The organism is Streptomyces sp. NPDC054796 (genome assembly GCF_053611545.1).
Map to the genome: position 1 here is coordinate 26,240 of NZ_JBSHAO010000065.1, position 17,110 is coordinate 43,349.

14 protein-coding genes and 1 pseudogene are annotated in these 17,110 nt (G+C 73.6%); 10 read left to right on the plus strand and 5 right to left on the minus strand.

Features of this window, described 5'->3' with window-relative positions; translation table 11 throughout:
* The first annotated feature begins 294 nt into the window (after positions 1 to 294).
* Positions 295 to 1,788 (plus strand): tetratricopeptide repeat protein, encoded by a 1,494-nt coding sequence (locus ACWGJ2_RS34745; RefSeq protein WP_453350334.1) that lies wholly within the window; start codon positions 295 to 297, stop codon positions 1,786 to 1,788.
* 231 nt (positions 1,789 to 2,019) lie between these two features.
* Complete coding sequence (gene gdhA, locus ACWGJ2_RS34750) at positions 2,020 to 3,411, plus strand: NADP-specific glutamate dehydrogenase (protein WP_453350335.1); 1,392 nt, start codon at positions 2,020 to 2,022, stop codon at positions 3,409 to 3,411.
* Between the two features lie 248 nt (positions 3,412 to 3,659).
* Here gdhA and ACWGJ2_RS34755 read toward each other — a convergent pair whose 3' ends face one another.
* Entirely contained in the window at positions 3,660 to 4,523 is an 864-nt protein-coding gene (locus ACWGJ2_RS34755; protein ID WP_453350336.1) for an AraC family transcriptional regulator, read from the minus strand.
* Between the two features lie 66 nt (positions 4,524 to 4,589).
* Here ACWGJ2_RS34755 and ACWGJ2_RS34760 point away from each other — a divergent pair, with 66 nt between their 5' ends.
* Positions 4,590 to 5,579, plus strand: a complete 990-nt coding sequence (locus ACWGJ2_RS34760) for a DMT family transporter (protein WP_453350337.1) — start codon at positions 4,590 to 4,592, stop codon at positions 5,577 to 5,579.
* Positions 5,580 to 6,210: 631 nt separating this feature from the next.
* Here the strand turns inward: ACWGJ2_RS34760 and ACWGJ2_RS34765 are convergent.
* Positions 6,211 to 7,200, minus strand: coding sequence for an NAD(P)H-dependent flavin oxidoreductase (locus ACWGJ2_RS34765; RefSeq protein WP_453350338.1), 990 nt, complete (start codon positions 7,198 to 7,200; stop codon positions 6,211 to 6,213).
* Positions 7,201 to 7,255: 55 nt separating this feature from the next.
* Positions 7,256 to 8,206: an SDR family NAD(P)-dependent oxidoreductase gene (locus ACWGJ2_RS34770; RefSeq protein WP_453350339.1), complete on the minus strand. Its 951-nt coding sequence runs from the start codon at positions 8,204 to 8,206 to the stop codon at positions 7,256 to 7,258.
* A 134-nt stretch (positions 8,207 to 8,340) separates the two neighbouring features.
* Between ACWGJ2_RS34770 and ACWGJ2_RS34775 the strand changes: the two genes are divergently transcribed.
* The 3 genes from ACWGJ2_RS34775 (at position 8,341) to gudD (ending at position 12,012) form a co-directional block, all read left to right on the plus strand.
* Positions 8,341 to 8,937: a TetR/AcrR family transcriptional regulator gene (locus ACWGJ2_RS34775; RefSeq protein ID WP_453350340.1), complete on the plus strand. Its 597-nt coding sequence runs from the start codon at positions 8,341 to 8,343 to the stop codon at positions 8,935 to 8,937.
* A 249-nt stretch (positions 8,938 to 9,186) separates the two neighbouring features.
* Entirely contained in the window at positions 9,187 to 10,584 is a 1,398-nt protein-coding gene (locus ACWGJ2_RS34780) for an MFS transporter (protein ID WP_453350341.1), read from the plus strand.
* A gap of 57 nt (positions 10,585 to 10,641) precedes the next feature.
* The gene (gudD, locus tag ACWGJ2_RS34785) at positions 10,642 to 12,012 is read left to right on the plus strand and encodes a glucarate dehydratase (RefSeq protein WP_453350342.1); all 1,371 of its coding nucleotides are present in this window, start codon (positions 10,642 to 10,644) and stop codon (positions 12,010 to 12,012) included.
* 88 nt (positions 12,013 to 12,100) lie between these two features.
* On the opposite strand, the gene ACWGJ2_RS34790 is transcribed toward gudD, so the two are convergent.
* Positions 12,101 to 12,535: a nuclear transport factor 2 family protein gene (locus ACWGJ2_RS34790; RefSeq protein ID WP_453350343.1), complete on the minus strand. Its 435-nt coding sequence runs from the start codon at positions 12,533 to 12,535 to the stop codon at positions 12,101 to 12,103.
* 193 nt (positions 12,536 to 12,728) lie between these two features.
* Here ACWGJ2_RS34790 and ACWGJ2_RS34795 point away from each other — a divergent pair, with 193 nt between their 5' ends.
* From ACWGJ2_RS34795 to ACWGJ2_RS34805, 3 genes are all read left to right on the plus strand, one after another.
* Entirely contained in the window at positions 12,729 to 13,124 is a 396-nt protein-coding gene (locus ACWGJ2_RS34795) for a TOBE domain-containing protein (RefSeq protein ID WP_453350344.1), read from the plus strand.
* A 134-nt stretch (positions 13,125 to 13,258) separates the two neighbouring features.
* Positions 13,259 to 14,065, plus strand: a complete 807-nt coding sequence (modA, locus tag ACWGJ2_RS34800; protein ID WP_453350345.1) for a molybdate ABC transporter substrate-binding protein — start codon at positions 13,259 to 13,261, stop codon at positions 14,063 to 14,065.
* 55 nt (positions 14,066 to 14,120) lie between these two features.
* Positions 14,121 to 16,151, plus strand: a complete 2,031-nt coding sequence (locus ACWGJ2_RS34805; protein ID WP_453350346.1) for an ABC transporter permease — start codon at positions 14,121 to 14,123, stop codon at positions 16,149 to 16,151.
* Positions 16,152 to 16,206: 55 nt separating this feature from the next.
* Here the strand turns inward: ACWGJ2_RS34805 and ACWGJ2_RS34810 are convergent, their stop codons facing one another.
* The gene (locus tag ACWGJ2_RS34810; protein WP_453350347.1) at positions 16,207 to 16,647 is read right to left on the minus strand and encodes a protein-tyrosine phosphatase family protein; all 441 of its coding nucleotides are present in this window, start codon (positions 16,645 to 16,647) and stop codon (positions 16,207 to 16,209) included.
* A 161-nt stretch (positions 16,648 to 16,808) separates the two neighbouring features.
* Here ACWGJ2_RS34810 and ACWGJ2_RS34815 point away from each other — a divergent pair.
* A pseudogene (locus tag ACWGJ2_RS34815) lies at positions 16,809 to 17,110 on the plus strand (penicillin-binding protein 2); the annotation flags it as partial.

The following is a 17,110-nucleotide window of genomic DNA, read 5'->3' on the forward strand; positions in this document are numbered from 1 at the left end:
CCGCCGCTCACGGCAGAAACCTCGGGGGAATTCCTGGGCCCCGTCACGTGGTGCGCAAGCTGCTGACATTCAAGCGACTCACAGGAATTCACTGGTGCCCACACTCTCTCTCCCGCATACGGGTCCCACGCGCATATCCGGAGCGGGAAGCGGTGGAAGGTACCCGGAGCGTCGCCCTCCGCCGGCCTCCCCCGCTCTCTTCGCCGATACCGCGTGACGGGGCGCCGTCACGGAAAGCGGACGTACGGCCTCCCCGTACGCGTCCCCCACAGCCGTTCCCCCAGGAGAGCAACAGTGCCGTCACCCCGACGTCCCAACACCCGGCTACGGACCCTGCTGGCCGAGGCCCGCTGGACCCAGGTCTCGCTCGCACGAGCCGTGAACGCGCTCGCGTCCGAGGTCAACATGGAGCTGAGCTACGACCGCACCGCCGTGGCGCACTGGCTCAGCGGCACCCAGCCCAACCCCCCGGTGCCCGAGCTGGTGGCGGAGGCGCTGACCAGGCGCCTGGGACGGACCATCGCCCCCGCGGCGGCGGGATTCGGCTCCGGCACGCCCTCCGCGCCCCACGAGTTGTACGCGATGGGCGCGCAGCGGACCGAGACGAGCCTTCAGGAGCTGTGCGAGGCGGACGCCGACCCCGCCCAGAGGCTCACCTCCCAGCAGCAGCCCTACCGCGAGGCGGACCTCGTCGAGGCGCTGAAGATCAGGCCGTGCCGCCGGGTCCCCGCGCCCCGTTCCCGGCCGTACAAGGCCCCGGGGCACGGCCGTGGCGGCGACAACACGAACGGGCGGGTCAACGGGAACAGGAACGGCAACGGGCAGGGCGGCGGCGGGAACACGAACGGGTACTTGTACCTGTACGGGAACGAGAACGGGGAGGCCCCCGGCGAACTCGGCATCGTGCGCTACGCCGTGCGCTTCTACGCGGCCTCCTTCGACGCGCACGGCGGCGGCAACGCGCGCTCAGCGCTCTCCGCCTATCTCGCCGACGACATCGCGCCCCGGCTGCGCGAGCTGAGGGGCGAGGACGTGCGCCGGGGCCTGCTGGTGGAAGCGTCGCACCTCTCGTTCCTGCTGGCCAGGATGTATCAGGACACGGAGGTGCACGGGCTGGCGCAGCGCCACTTCCTCACGGCCCTGCGCCTGGCGCAGGAGTCCGGCGACCCCACGGCCAGCAGCATCGCCCTGCGCGGCATGAGCGCACAGGCCCTCGCCCTCGGGCACCGCCGCACGGCGCTGGACGCGGCCGTGGCCGCGGCGGAGACCGGCGGGAGCGAGTACGGCAGGCCGAGCGCCTATCTGCTGGCGCAGCTCGCGGTCACGCAGGCGACCTGCGGCATGGAGACAGCGGCGCGCGAGACCCTGGCCCGCGCGGAGAGCGCCGTGGCGGCTGAGGAGGAGAACGCGCGCGCACGGGGCCCGTTCGAGCGCTACTCCCGCGCCGCGCTGGAGTACCAGAGCGCGGCGGTCCTGCGCGAGACGGGCGACGTCCCCGCCGCGCGCGAGGCGCTGTCCCGCTCCCTGGCGCGACGGCCCGCCGAGGACCGCAGGGGGCTGGCCCTGAGCCACGCGCGGAAGGCGGAGATCCTCGTGGCGACGGGGCACGTGGAGGAAGCCTGCGGCTCCTGGCGGAAGTTCCTCGACCACTACCCGACCCTGCGCTCCGGCACGGCCGACTCCGCCTTCCAGCGGCTGCGTCAACTGCTGGCCCCGTTCCGCCAGGTACGCGCGGCCGAGCAGCTTCTCGACCGCGCGGCGGCGTCCGCGCTCCACCACCGCGGCTGAGCGGCGCCCTTGCCGAGGCGCGCACCGCCGCCCTTTCACGCGCTTCATCACCCGCGGCGACCATGACGCGGCCGGCGCCGCGTACTCCGTTGTTGAATCGGAGGGAGGGCAAGAAGGCAGGGGCGCTCCGGTGCGGTGCGGTGCGGCGCAGCGCAGCGCAGCGCAGCGCAGCGCAAAAGCCTCCGGCCCGCCCGCTCCCCGCAGAAGGCTCGCTCCACAGAAGGAAGGCCCATGCCCATCCTCACCCCCGAAGCCCCCGCCGCCCCCGCCGTCCCCCGCGCCCGGAACTCCCGCCTCAAGGACCTGTACGCGGAGATCCAGCGCCGCAACCCCGGGGAGAGCGAGTTCCACCAGGCCGTGCACGAGGTCCTGGTGTCGCTCGCGCCGGTGCTGGAGCGGCACCCGGAGTTCGCCGAGCCGGGACTGATCGAGCGTCTCACCGAGCCCGAACGGCAGATCATCTTCCGCGTGCCGTGGCAGGACGACTCCGGCACGACACACGTCAACAGGGGCTTCCGCGTGGAGTTCAACAGCGCGCTCGGCCCGTACAAGGGCGGTCTGCGCTTCCACCCCTCGGTGGATCTGGGCGTCGTGAAGTTCCTGGGCTTCGAGCAGATCTTCAAGAACGCCCTCACCGGGCTGGGCATCGGCGGCGGCAAGGGCGGCAGCGACTTCGCGCCCAGGGGACGCTCCGACGCCGAAGTGATGCGGTTCTGCCAGTCGTTCATGACCGAACTGCACCGGCACCTGGGCGAGCACACGGACGTCCCGGCAGGCGACATCGGCGTCGGCGGCCGGGAGATCGGCTACCTCTTCGGCCAGTACCGCAGGATCACCAACCGCTGGGAGTCCGGCGTCCTCACCGGCAAGGGCACCGCGTGGGGCGGTTCCGCCGTGCGCACACAGGCCACCGGTTACGGGAACGTGCTGTTCGCCGCGCGCATGCTGGAGGCACGCGGCGCGTCCTTCGAGGGCAGCCGGGTCTCCGTCTCCGGCTCGGGGAACGTGGCACTCCACTCGATCGCGAAGGCGCGGGAACTGGGCGCCCAGGTGATCACAGCCTCCGACTCCGGCGGCTACGTGCTCGACGAGAAGGGCATCGACCTCCCCCTGCTCCAGCAGATCAAGGAGACCGAACGCGGCCGGATCAGCGACTACGCGCAGCGGCGCGGCGGCGCGGCGCGGTATGTGCCGAACGGCAGCGTCTGGGACGTGCCCGTCGATGTCGCCCTCCCCTCGGCCACGCAGAACGAGCTGGACGCCAGCGCCGCCGTCACCCTCGTCCGCAACGGGGTGCGGGCGGTGTCCGAGGGCGCGAACATGCCCGCCACGCCCGAGGCCGTGCGGATGCTGCACCAGGCCGGGGTGGCCTTCGGCCCGGGGAAGGCCGCCAACGCGGGCGGGGTCGCGGTCAGCGCGCTGGAGATGCGGCAGAACGCGGGGCGCGAGACCTGGCCCTTCGCCGAGGTCGAGAAGAGGCTCGCCGACCTCATGCACGGCATCCACGACACATGCGCCGGGACGGCCGAGGCGTACGGCTCCCCCGGCAACTACGCGCTGGGCGCCAACATCGCGGGGTTCGAACGGGTCACGGCGGCAATGCTCGCGCAGGGCGTCGTCTGACGTGGGGGCCGGAAACGGGGGCGGAGACGGAGGGCGGAGGCGGGGGGCGGAACCGGCTTCGCCGCGGCCCGCCGCCGATGAGCGCGGCGGCGGCCCGCTCGCTCCGGGGGGTCACCGTCCAGCACCCCAGAGCCTCGTCCCACTATCGGGGCCCGCGCACGCTTGTGCACCCCCTTGCCGCCGACTCGGACCCGAAAGGGGCATGTGCAAGGAGCGCTGAGGGTGCTCCGACGTGGCTCCGACGCCGCTCAGGCGCGCCGGAACGTGCCGGGCGTGATCCCGTAGACGCGCTGGAACCAGCGGCTGAAATGGGCCTGGTCGGCGAAGCCGGTGACCGCTGCCGCCTCGGACGGCGGGGTGCCCGCCGCGAGCAGCGTACGGGCGTGGCGCAGGCGCAGTTGACGCTGGTAGTCGCTGGGCGCGAGGCCGTACGCGGCGCGGAAGGCGCGGTACAGCGCGAACCGGCTGCACCCGGCCGCCTCCGCCAGACTCTCGGCCGTCACCGGCTCAGGACAGGTCTCGTCGAGCAACGCCCGCGCCCGGCGGGCCGCCTGGCGCCCCGCGCGCTCGGACGGGGCCCGGAGCAGGCCGGTGGGCGCGGTGACGGCGGCACGGCGCGCGACGGCGGTGACGGCCGCCGTGAGCCGTTCGTCCCGCACCAGCGCGGGCGCGTCCTTGGTCAGCACGGCGTGCAGGCGGGCGAGGGCACCGGCGAGCACGGGGTCGGTCAGCACCGGCTGCCGGAACAGCGGCAGTCCGCCGGAGCGCCCGCCCGTCGCGTCGCCGAGCACCTCGCTCACCACGGAGGGGCCGAGGTGCACGATGCGGTACCGGTAGCCCAGTTCGGCTGCGGCCTGCCCGTCGTGGACCTCGTCCGGGTTGAAGGCCATCACCATCCCGGCGCCGCTGGTGTGCGCTGCGCCCCGGCAACGGAAGCGCTGGGCACCGGCGTCGGTGATGCCGAAGGAGTACGTGTCGTGGCTGTGCGGCGGATAGACGTGGTCCAGGAAGTGCGCGTGCATGGCCTCGACGGGGCGCGCGCCGTCCCGCCAGTAGCGCACCCAGCCGCCCGCGTCCGGGCCCGTGTCCAGGCTCGCGTCCGACGATCCCATGGGCGCATTATCGCTCCCGCACCAGCGTTCAAGACGGGCGGATGTCCGGGGCGCCAGAGTCGGGCCATGGCGACGAAGAGGGGCTTGAACAGCCCGTATCTGATGCTGTCCGTGACGATGGTGCTCTGGGGGAGCGCCTTCTCCAGCTCCAAGTCCGTGGTGGAGCACGTGCCGCACCCGGTGGCCGCGCTGCTGCGGTTCGGAGGCGCGGCCCTCGCCCTCCTCGTGGCGCTGGCGCTTTTCGGGCGCGGACGCGGGGGTGGGGGCGCGGGTGGGGGCGGCGGTGCGGGTGCGGGGGCGCGTGCGGCGCTGGCGGGCGTGCTGGGGGTCTTCGCGTACAACGGCCTGTTCTTCTGGGGCCTCTCCCTCGCTCCCTCCCTGGACGCGGGCATCCTCATCCCCGTCATGAGCCCGGTGCTCACGAGCGCCTTCCTGCTGGTGACGGGCCGGGAGCGGGCCTCGCGGGCGCGGTTGGCCGGGCTGGGACTGGGGGTCACGGGAGCCGTGGTCTTCTTCCTCGGCGCGGGCGGCAGCACGCACGGGAGCCCGGCCCGGCTGGCCGGGGACGCGCTGTTCCTGCTCGCCGCGGTCTGCTGGGCCGCCTATACGCTCGCCGGGCCGCGTGTGCTCGCCGGTACGGATCCGCTGCGCGCCACGACGTACGCGACCTGCGCGGGTGCGGTGCTCCTCGGCTTGGTCGCCGCGCCCGATCTGCCCGCCGTGCGCTGGGGTGAACTGCCCGCGAGCGTCTGGGCGAACGCGGCGTACCTTGCCGTGGGCGCCGCCGCCCTCGCCAACCTCCTCTACTACCGCGGCGTGCACGCCGTGGGCCCCGCTTCGGCCTCGCTGATGATGTTCACGGTGCCGGTGGTCAACACGGTGTGCGGCACGTTGCTGCTCGGTGAGACGTTCGGGGTTATGCAGGCTGTGGGGGCGCTGGTGCTTCTGTCGGGCGCGGCCTTGGCGGCGACCCAGGGCCGCTTGCCCCGCCGCGCGGCGCCGGGCCTGGACGCGTCCGGTTCGCAGGGTGACCCGGCGCGGCAGGCACGCGGCTGAGGCGCTGCGCTGGGCGGTTCGCCGTTGGGTGGGTTGCCCTCTTCACGGGGGTGTTGCGCGGGACGGTCGGCCGGTGTGGTGGGTGCTGTAGGGTCCCGCGCTGGTTTTTGTGCCGCTGCACGCAGTGGGGTGGCGGGGCGCCGTTCTTCGGGTGCGGGTGGGTGGCTTCGGCGCGGCGTGTGGTGGCGGTGCGTTCGCGGCTGGCGCCGCGTGGTTCCGGGTTTCGGCCGGTGGGCGTGTGGGGTGCTGTGTGGTGGGGGTCGGTGCCGTGGTGGGGTGTCTCCTCGGGCGGCGACAAGGGCGGGTCTCGTTTACGGGTTTCCCCCGGCACTCGTCGCCACCACTTGCGGGGACACCCCACCACGTCGCCTCCCACCCGGTGACCAACTCCCGGCCGGTGGCCGGTGCCGGTTGTTCCCACGCTGTGGACGGCACTTCGCCAGCACCGTGGACCCGCCCCGGCACCGTGCCGGAGGGGCTCCGGCCACCACTGTTGTGGGCAGGCGTTCCGCATGGCGAGGGGGCACCTCCCAGCGGTAGCTGGGGGAGGGTGGGCACAACCCGGCCACCGGGCCGCAGCCGCGAACGAAACCCCGAAAGGGCACCCCGGGTACGCGCCCCGACTGGGCGTTCAGTGGAGGGGGCCCAGTGCGGTTTCGGCCTCCTTGATGAGGGTGGAGACGAGTCGCCCGGCCGGGGCAGGGGGGCCGGTGGTGAGGGCGACGGACTGGCCCGCGTAGAGGGCCATTTCGTCCACGTTCCCCGTCGCGTCGGCGGTGGGGACCATGTCGGCGTAGCGGAGGTGGTCACGGCCGTGCCGGTCCGTGGCCACCACCTCGCCCTCGCCGGGGCGACCGGGACCACGTGGACACCCGGCGTCCTCCCAGCGGAGCGACGTCGCATTGCGCAGCGCCCGGTGCGGCGCGTCCGGCCACCCACCGTCAAAGCAGCGGGTGTGCACCGTGTCCGCCTCGGTCGCGTCCCGCAGCAGGGCCCGGTACCGCTGGTGGGTGTCCGCTTCCAGCGCCGTCAGGAAGCGCGTGCCGAGCCAGCCCGCCTGGGCGCCGAGCGCGAGCGCGGCGGCGAGCCCCCGGCCGTCGCCGATGCCGCCCGCCGCGACGACCGGGAGGGGCCGCACCGCGTCCACCACGGCGGGCACCAGCGCCATGGTGGAGACCTCTCCCCTGACGTGGCCCCCGGCCTCCCAGCCCTGGGCCACCACCGCGTCGGCCCCCGCCTCCGCCGCGCGGCGGGCCTCCTCGACGCCGCCGACGGTGTGGAAGTGCAGCGCGCCCGCGGCGTGCACGCGGTCGGGCAGTCCCGCCGGGTCGCCCCAGAAGGTGGAGACGAGGGGCACCCCCTCGTCGAGACAGGCCGTCAGGATCTCCTCGACGGGGAAGTCCAGCACGAGGTTGACGCCGAACGTCCCGGCCGTGCGCCGTCGTACCTCGCGTATCCTCGCCACGGCCCGTGCGGGGGTGTCCCACGTCAGCGCGAGGGTTCCCATGCCGCCCGCCTCCGTGACGGCGGCGGCCAGCGCGGGCGTCGTCGCGGAGCCGACCGGGGCCTGGATGACCGGCAGTTCGATGCCCAGCGTCGTGCACAGCGGTGTCGTGAGCACTCCCTCACCCCCACCTCCCCACTCCCCCACGCGCGGCGCGCCGACACGTGCCCCGTCAGCGTGCCGAGGCCAGCGTGTCCTCGGAGACCTGCCACAGCAGCCCGGCCGCCTCCGGGTCGAGCGCGTACGGGGCGACGCCGGAGAGGAAGCCCCCCTGGTGGTCGAGGGCCTCGGCGCAGTCCTCGAAGTAGCGGCCCCCGATGTCCTGGAGGAGCGGCGAGGCGGCGAGCAGCACGGATGTGGCCGCGCCCTGCTCGGGCGTCTTGCGCGTGAGTCCCGTGGCGCCCGCCTGGGCCCGGATGCGCTCCAGGTCCTCCTGCGAGACGTGCCGCTGGAGGTTGGTGGCGATCGATCCCGGCGTCAGCGCGTTGACGGTGATGCCGTCGGACGCCCAGCGCTTGGTGGCCTCCACGGCGAAGAGCACGTTGGCCGTCTTGGACTGCCCGTAGGCCGACCACGGGTCGTACGGGCGCTCCTGGAAGTGGATGTCGTCGAAGACGACGGGCGAGCGCAGGTGCCCGCTGGAGCTGACGGAGACGACGCGGGCTCCCTGAGCCGCTGTGAGCGCGCCATGCAGCCCCGTGGCCAGCGCGAAGTGGCCGAGGTGGTTGGTGACGAACTGCGACTCCCATCCCTGAGGGGTGCGAGTCTCGGGCGCGGCCATCACGCCCGCGTTGTTGACGAGGATGTGCAGCGGCCCGTCCCACGCGCCGGTGAGGGCCGCGACCGACCGGGGGTCGGCGAGGTCGAGGCGGGAGACGCGGAGGTTCGCGTTCCCCGTGGTGGCGGAGATGTCGCGCGCCGTGCGCTCGCCGGCGGCCGTGTCGCGCACGGCGAGGGTCACCTCGGCCCCGGCGCCCGCGAGGGCGCGGGCCGTCTCGACGCCGATGCCGGAGGACGCGCCGGTCACGAGGGCGCGGCGCCCGGTGAGGTCGATGCCGTCGATGACCTCGGCGGCCGTGGAGGTGGCGCCGAAGGGTGTGGTGATGCGCTCGGTGGAGGTCATGGCTCTTTCCCGTCTCGATGGCGCGGCGCATGGGCCGCGCCCGTAGAATGAGAAACGGAGGGCCCTCCGTTCACCCCGACGGTAACCGGAGGATCCTCCGCTTTGCAAGCGACCCCGCCCCGAGGGAGAACGACGTGCCGGCCACCGGCCCCCGACCGCTGCGCGCCGACGCCCAGCGCAACCGCGACCGTCTGCTCGCCGCCGCCCTGCGCGCCTTCTCCGAGGACGGGCCCGAGGCGACGCTGGAGGCCATCGCCAAGGAGGCGGGCGTCGGCATCGGCACCCTCTACCGGCACTTCCCGACGCGCGAGGCGCTGATCGAGGAGACGTACCGCAACGAGCTGTCCCGCCTGTGCGGCGCCGTCCCCGGGCTCCTGGAGGAGCACGCACCCGACGAGGCGCTGCGCGCGTGGATGGAACGCTGCCTGGAGTACATGACGACCAAGCGCGGCATGGCCGACGCGCTGCACGCCGTCATCGCCTCCGGCGGCAACCCGTTCGCGCACAGCAGGGAACAGCTCACCGCCGCGATCACCCTGCTCCTCGAAGCGGGCACCGGGACCGGTGCGCTGCGCCCGGACGTCGATCCCGTCGACGTGCTGATCGCGCTCAGCGGTGTCTCGCTCGCCGCGGGGCGGCCGGAGCAGCGTGAGCAGGCGCGCCGGCTGCTCGATCTGCTGCTGGACGGGCTGCGCTACCGCGCCCCCGAGGACGCCTCGCGCCGCCCGTAGCGGCACCCCCGCCCGTAGGGGCGCCCGTAGCGGAGTCATCGATTCAATTCCGGCATCGGACCATACGAAATGAGTGTTGGACCTGACCGCGCATCACTTCTAGCTTCCTGTGAGGCAGGAGTCGCGACGGTGCCCCTGGTCAGGGCCTCGTACGAGCGCTGACGGCACGCGTGCGGCTCCCGCTCCGGCCGGGCGGACAGCCTGGCCGCGCCGCACCCGCGAGGTGCCCGATGAGGAGAGAGGTCGCCGATGCCCTCCGCTCATGTCCCGCGCTCCGGTTCCCCCCTGGACAGCGCGGTCGCCAAGGTCTTCCGCCGCGTCGTCCCCCTGTTCGTCGTGATGCTGATCTGCAATCAGCTCAACCGCTCCAACATCGGCTACGCCCAGACGCACCTGGAGACGGACGTCGGCATCGGCGCGGCGGCCTACGGGCTGGGCGCCGGGCTCTTCTTCGTCGCGTACGCGATCTTCGAACTCCCCAGCAACGTGCTGATGGAGCGGTACGGGCCGAAGGTCTGGCTGACCCGGATCATGGTCAGCTGGGGCGCGGTGTCCGCCGCGATGGCGTTCGTCAACGGGCCCGAGATGTTCTACGTGCTGCGCTTCCTGCTGGGCGTGGCCGAGGCGGGCTTCTTCCCCGCGATCATCTTCTACTTCTCACGCTGGCTGCCCGGTTCGCACCGCGGCCGGGCCACCGCAATGTTCGTGGCCGGTTCATCGATCGCCGCCGCCGTCTCGGGCCCGGTCTCGGGGCCGCTGCTCTCCCTGCACGGGTTCATGGGGTTCGCGGGCTGGCAGTGGCTGTTCGGCCTGGAGGGGCTGCTGTCGATCGTCGTGGGCTGCGTGGCCTACCGGCTGCTCGACTCGAAGATCGAGGACGCCAAGTGGCTCAACGCGCCCGAGCAAGAGGCCCTGTCGGCCAGCGTGCGGCTGGAGGACGACGCCAGGCGTGCGGAGGCGGGCGCCAAGGCCGCCTCGGTGTCGCGGTGGCGGCTGCTGCTGCACCCGCAGGTGCTGGTGTTCTGCGGGATCTACTTCGCCATCCAGCTCTCGATCTACGCCAACACCTTCTGGCTGCCCAGCATCGTGCGGCGCATCGACGGCACGAACGACGTCACCGTCGGCCTGCTCTCCTCGCTCCCCTGGATCTGCGCGGTCATCGCCATGTACCTGGCCGGGCGGGCCTCGGACCGCATGGGGCGCAGCAAGCCGCTGCTGATCTTCTCCCTGCTGGTCGCCGCCGGCGGCACCTATCTGGCGGCCATCGCCTCGCCCGTGGTCGCCCTGGTATTCCTGTGCGTCGCCGCGATGGGCTTCAAGAGCGCGAGCCCGCTGTTCTGGACCATCCCGCAGGGCACGATGCACCCGGCCGTGCTGGCCCCGGCCATCGCGCTGGTCAACTCGCTGGGCAACCTCGGCGGCTTCGTCGCGCCGTACGGCTTCGGGCTCGTCAAGGAGGCGACGGGGCAGGTGACGTACGGGCTGTACGCGCTGGCGCTCTCCTCGCTGGTGGGGGCCGCGCTGGTGCTGCTGGTGCGCCGCGACCGCTCCCTCATCGGGCCGACGCCGCCCTCGGAGGCCCCGGAGGCCCCGCAGTCCCGGCCGGGTCCCGAGGCGGGGCCCGCCTCGCCGCACCCCGCCTCCTGAGCACTCCGCCCGTCCCCTCTCCGTCCCGCCTTGTCCGTACGCACCGAAGGACTCCGCATGGCCGCGACCGCCCCCGTCCCCGCCTCCGCTCCCGTGTCCGCCGACCGTCCGGCCGTCGCCGCGATGCGGGTGATCCCCGTCGCGGGGCACGACAGCATGCTGCTGAACCTCAGCGGCGCGCACGCCCCGCACTTCACCCGCAACCTCGTCGTGCTGACCGACTCCGAGGGCCGCACCGGCGTCGGGGAGGTGCCGGGCGGCGAACCCATACGGGCGACACTGGAGGAGGCGCGGGACCTGGTGGTCGGCGCGGCCGTCGGCGACCTCCACGCCGTGCTGCGGTCGCTGCGGGAGCGCTTCGGGAACCGGGACGCGGGCGGCAGGGGGGCGCAGACCTTCGATCTGCGGGTGACCGTGCACGCGGTGACGGCCGTCGAGGCGGCGCTGCTGGATCTGCTCGGCCAGCACCTGGGCGTGCCCGTCGCCGCGCTGCTGGGCGAGGGGCGGCAGCGCACGCGGGTCCCCGTGCTCGGGTACCTCTTCTACGTCGGCGACCGCACCCGTACCGACCTGCCCTACCGCTCGGACCCCGGCGCCGAGGACGAATGGCTGCGGCTGCGCGACGAGGAGGCGCTGACGCCCGAGGCCGTCGTGCGCCTCGCGGAGGCGGCCCAGCGCCGGTACGGCTTCCAGGACTTCAAGCTCAAGGGCGGCGTACTGCCGGGCCCGCAGGAGGCGCGGGCGGTGCGCGCGCTGGCCGAGCGCTTCCCCGACGCGCGCATCACCCTGGACCCCAACGGCGCGTGGCCGCTGGCCGAGGCGATCGCTCTGGGCCGGGAACTGCGCGACGTCCTCGCCTACGCGGAGGACCCGTGCGGCCCGGAGGGCGGCTACTCGGGGCGGGAGACCATGGCCGAGTTCCGCCGCGCGACGGGACTGCGGACGGCCACCAACATGGTCGCGACGGACTGGCGGCAACTGGGCCACGCGGTGCGCGCCGACGCCGTCGACATCCCGCTGGCCGACCCGCACTTCTGGACCCTGCACGGCTCGGTGCGCGTCGCCCAGCTGTGCGACGCGTGGGGGCTGACCTGGGGCTCGCACTCCAACAACCACTTCGACGTGTCGCTCGCGATGTTCACGCACGTGGCAGCCGCCGCGCCCGGTGACATCACCGCGATCGACACCCACTGGATCTGGCAGGACGGACAGCGCCTGACCGCCGAGCCCTTCCGCATCGAGGACGGCACCCTCACCGTCCCCGAACGCCCGGGCCTCGGCGTCGAACTCGACATGGAGCGGGTGGAGGAGGCGCACGAGCTGTACCGCTCGCTGGGCCTGGGCGGCCGTGACGACGCGGCGGCCATGCGGTTCCTGGTCCCCGACTGGCGGTTCGACGCGAAGCGGCCCGCGCTGGTACGCGACTGAACGGGGCTGGACGGGCGGGCGGGCCCCATGGGCGGGTCCCATGAGGCGGCCCGCCACCGGCTCACCGCGCGCCGGCCGTGAACGGAGCCTAGGGCGCGGGCACCAGGCCGTCCGCGACCAGTCCGTCGAGCACCGCGTCACCGAGCGCCCGCACGGCGGACTGCGGGCGGACCATCACGGTGAACTCCTTGATCAGGCCCGCCTCGTCGAAGTGCAGCAGGTCGATGCCGTGGATCTGCTTGCCGTTCACCGTCGCGCGGAACTCCAGGATCTCCGCCGGGGTCTCCACACCGTCGCGGCTCGTCTCGGCCGCGCCCTCGAAGCTGCCGACGTAGCGGAAATCCTCGAAGGTGCGCAGCAGCACGCCGAAGAGGCCGAGGACCATGTCCCTGCCCTCGAACGGGGTGAACTTCACCGGGCTGTAGAAGCGGATGTCCTCGGTGAACAGGTCCGTCAGCGCGGAGAGGTCCCGCTTCTCGACGGCGCCCCGGAAGCGTTCGGCGGTCTTCTGGCCCTGGCTCATGCTTCTCTCCCCTGCTCGGCTCGCGCCGTCCCGACGTCACGGTCCGACGCATGCGGTGCGACGTACACGGCTGTTGCTACCCGCGAGTATGCACGCGGGCGCCCTGTTCCTTTCTCCAAGAGGGGTCGCATCTGCTGCGTAGCATCCCCCAATGCGTTGCACATGCCAGGTAAACCGGCATACCTTGTCGCACATGCAGTCCTACACGATCGGCCAGGCCGCGCGCCTGCTCGGCGTCAGCCCCGACACGGCCCGCCGCTGGGCGGACGCGGGACGGGTCGCCACACACCGCGACGAGAGCGGGCGCCGCCTCATCGACGGCCGGGACCTCGCCGCCTTCTCCGTCGAGGTCGGCCAGGCGGGGAACGGCGAGGAGGACGCCTCGTACACCTCGGCGCGCAACGCCTTCCCCGGCATCGTCACCGCGGTGAAGCTGGGCGACGTCGCCGCGCAGGTGGAGATCCAGGCGGGGCCGCACCGGCTCGTGTCGCTGCTGACCCGCGAGGCGGTCGAGGAACTGGGTCTGGAGGTCGGCATGCAGGCCACCGCCAGGGTGAAGTCCACCAGCGTGCACATCGACCGGCCCTGATCAGGCCCCGCCGCGGCGTCGCCGCCCCAGCACGCGACCGTCCCAGCCCACGTCCGTCCAAGCCCGCGACCGTCCGTCCCATCCGTCGCGACCGGCAAGCCCCGGCCCGCACCACCCCGAGGAGCCCCCGCCCCATGTCCTTCGCCTCCACCGGACGACGCACCGCTGCCGCGCTCGTGACCGCGGCCCTCCTGACCCCGCTGGCCGCCTGCGGCAGCGGCGACGACGGCGGGCGGAACAGCGGCGCGGAGTCCGGCGCCTCCGGTGACGCGCCCAAGGTCGAACTGACCGTCCTCGCCGCCTCGTCCCTCACCGATGTGTTCAAGACAGCGGGCGCCGCGTACGAGAAGAAGCACCCGGGCACGAAGGTGAAGTTCTCCTACGCCGGATCTCAGGAACTCGCGGCGCAGGTCAAGCAGGGCGCCCCCGCCGACGCGCTGGTCACGGCGGACACCAAGACCATGGACGGGCTCTCCTCCGACACCGGCAGCCCGGAGGTCATCGCCAAGAACCGCCTCGTGATCGCCACAGGCAAGGGCAACCCGAAGAAGGTCGAGAACCTCAAGGACCTCGCGGACAGCAAGCTGAAGGTCGTGCTCGCGGCGCCCGAGGTGCCCGTCGGCCGCTACAGCAAGCAGGTGCTCGACGCGCAGAAGATCGACGTCAAGCCGGTCTCCGAGGAGGCCAACGTCCGCGCCGTGCTCAGCAAGGTGGAGCTGGGCGAGGCCGACGCGGGCATCGTCTACAAGACGGACGCCGCCACCGCGCCGGGCAAGGTCGAGGCCGTCACGGTCCCCGACGACCAGAACGCCGTCGCCTCCTACCCCGCAGCGCCCCTCAAGACCTCCGAGCACGAGAAGGAGGCCAAGGAGTTCGTGGCGTGGCTCGGCTCGTCCGAGGCCCAGAAGATCCTCCGGGACGGCGGCTTCCAGAAGCCCTGACCCCGGCCCCCTCACTCCCGGCCATGCCCCCCGTACGCCCCACCCAGGGACCCCGATGAGAAGCCTCCGTATCCCCGGCTCCGGCCGCCGCGGTCCCCGTGTCCCCGGTGCCCGGGCTCCCCTGGCGCTGACCGTGCCCGCGCTGCTGGCGATCGGGTTCCTGCTGCTGCCGCTGCTCGGGATCCTCGCCCGTACCCCGTGGTCGAGGCTGGGCGGCCAGCTGACCAGCCCCGGCGTCACCGAGGCGCTGCGCCTCTCGCTGGTCGTCTCCTGCTGGGCCCTGGCCCTCTCTCTCGTACTGGGGGTGCCGCTGGCCTGGCTGCTCGCGCGGGTGCGCTTCCCCGGCAAGGCGCTGGTGCGCTCGCTGGTGCTGCTGCCCATGGTGCTGCCGCCGACGGTGGGCGGTGTCGCCCTCCTCCTGGGCTTCGGCCGCCGCGGGCTGCTGGGACCCTGGCTGGAGGACACCTTCGGCGTCACGCTCCCGTTCCACACCTCGGGCGCCGTCGTCGCCGCGACGTTCGTCGCGATGCCGTTCCTCGTCATCAGCCTCGAAGGCACCCTGGCCGGGCTCAGGCCGCGCTACGAGGAGACCGCCGCCTCTCTCGGTGCCTCGCCCGTGCGGGTGTTCTTCACGGTCACGCTGCCCATGGTCGCCCCGGGGCTGGCCGCGGGCGCCGCGCTCACCTGGGCGCGGGCCCTCGGCGAGTTCGGGGCGACCATCACCTTCGCCGGCAACCTGTCCGGGACCACGCAGACGCTCCCCCTCCAGGTCTATCTGCTCCTCCAGGAGGAGCCCGAGGCCGCCACGTCCGTCTCCCTGCTGCTGCTCGCCATCGCCATGGCCGTCCTGATCGGCATGCGCGGACGGTGGACGGGAAGCGCAGCGGAGAGCACCCGGGGCACCCGTCCCCGGCGGCCGGAGGCGGCACCGGCGGACTCCGCGCCCCCGTCCCGGCGCCCGCCGCACGGTCCGGGACCGGGGCCGGAACCGGAAGCGGAGGCGGAAGCGGAACCCCGCGACGGTGCCTACGCGCTCCCCGCCGCCCCCTCCCGCTGGCCCCTCCACACCGACGTCACCGGCTTCACCACGCTCACCCTCGACGCCGACGCCGGTACCACCGTCGCCGTCGTCGGCCCGAACGGCGCGGGAAAGACCACCCTCCTGCGCGCCCTCCTCGGCCTCACTCCGCGCGCCCGCGCCACGCTCCGGCTCGGCGGCGACGACGTCACCGCGCTGCCCCCGCACCGGCGCGGGGTGGCCTGGGTGCCCCAGGACGGCGCGCTGTTCCCCCGTCAGACCGCCCTCGCGAACACGGCGTACGGGCTGCGGGCGCAGGGCGTGCCGCGTGCCGAGGCGCGCCGGGCCGCGCAGGGGTGGCTCGACCGCCTCGGCGTCGGCCACCTCGCGCGCCGCCGCCCGGCCCAGCTCTCCGGGGGCCAGGCGCAGCGCGTCGCGCTGGCACGCGCGCTGGCGGCGCGGCCGAGGCTGCTGCTGCTCGACGAGCCGCTCGCCGCGCTCGACCAGACGACGCGCGCCCAGGTGCGGCACACGCTGCGCACCCACCTCGACGGCTTCGGCGGGGTCTGCCTGATCGTCACCCACGATCCGGTCGAGGCCGTCTCGCTGGCCGACCGCGTCCTCGTCCTCGACGAGGGCCGCACGCTCCAGGACGCGCCGCCCGCCGAGGTCACGCGGCACCCCCGTTCCCCGTGGGTGGCCCGCATGCTCGGCAGCAACGCGTGGCCCGGAACCGCTTCCGGAGGCGGCCTCGCGCTCACGGGAGGCGGCCGTCTCGTGGTCGCCGACGCGCTGGAGGAGGGGACGGAGGCGCTGGCGGTCATCGCGCCCGAGGCCGTCTCGGTGCACCGGGACAAGCCGGGCGGCAGCCCCCGTAACGTGTGGCCTGGCACCGTCCGGGAGATCACCGCGCTGGGCAGCCGCCTGCGCGTACTGGTCGCCTCCGAACGGGCCCCCGACCTGATCGCGGAGGTGACCCCGGGGGCCGCCGCCGAGCTGGGCCTCGCCGACGGGGTCGCCGTCTGGACGAGCGTCAAGGCGACCGAGGTCACGCTCGTCCCGCTCTGAGCCACCGAGCCACCGCGTCGCCAAGGAGGGCGGGCGGCGGGGCGGCGTTCACGCGTCAGCCGGGGAAGCGGGCGACGTAGCGGCGCTGCCAGGGCGTCTCGACGGCGCGTGCGGCGTAGTGCGCCCGGACGTAGGCCACCGCCTCGCCGCCCGGCACCCCGTCCAGCACCGCGATACAGGCCAGGGCCGTGCCCGTACGGCCGTAGCCACCGCCGCAGGCGACCTCGACGCGCTCGGTCCGCGCCCGCTCCCAGACCTCGCGCAGCGCTTCGGCCGCCGCCCGACGGTCGGCCGGCAGCCGGAAGTCGGGCCAGCGGAGCCACCGCGTCTCCCAGTCGGCGGCGGGCGGCTCATGGCCCAGTAGATGGAGCGCGAAGGAGGGCACAGGCCCCTCCGGCAGCGGCTTGCGCAGCCCCCTGCCGCGCACGAGCCTGCCCGAGGGCAGGCGCAGCACTCCGGTGGCGGTGGGGTCCCAGGTCTCGTGAAGGGTGGTCACGGCGCGAGGGTAGCCCTGGTGGTGGGCCTGACGAGGCCCGATGAGAAAAGGCTTAAACCTTCCCCCGCACGTCCTTGCGAACCTGTCCCGTGACCTCCTGGGACGCATAACCTCTGCCTGGGGGCAAGGGGTTGAGGACGAGGGTGGAGGGCGGGGGCGGAGTGAGCAACATTCCGGAGACCGGGCGTACGCCCCGGGTCACGATCCGGTTAGTGGGGATACAGGTTCTCGTCATGTCGCTGCTGCTGACGCTGGGCGGGCGGCTGTGGTACCTCCAGGTGCGCAATGGCGACGAGTACCAGAAGGAGGCGGCGGGCAACCACGTGCAGCAGGTGGTGCAGCCCGCCACGCGGGGCTCGATCCTGGACGCGCGGGGGGTGCCGATCGCGGACAACGAGACGCGTCTTGTGGTCTCGGCCTCGCGCACCGAGCTGATGAAGATGGACGACCAGGGCAAGGCGGT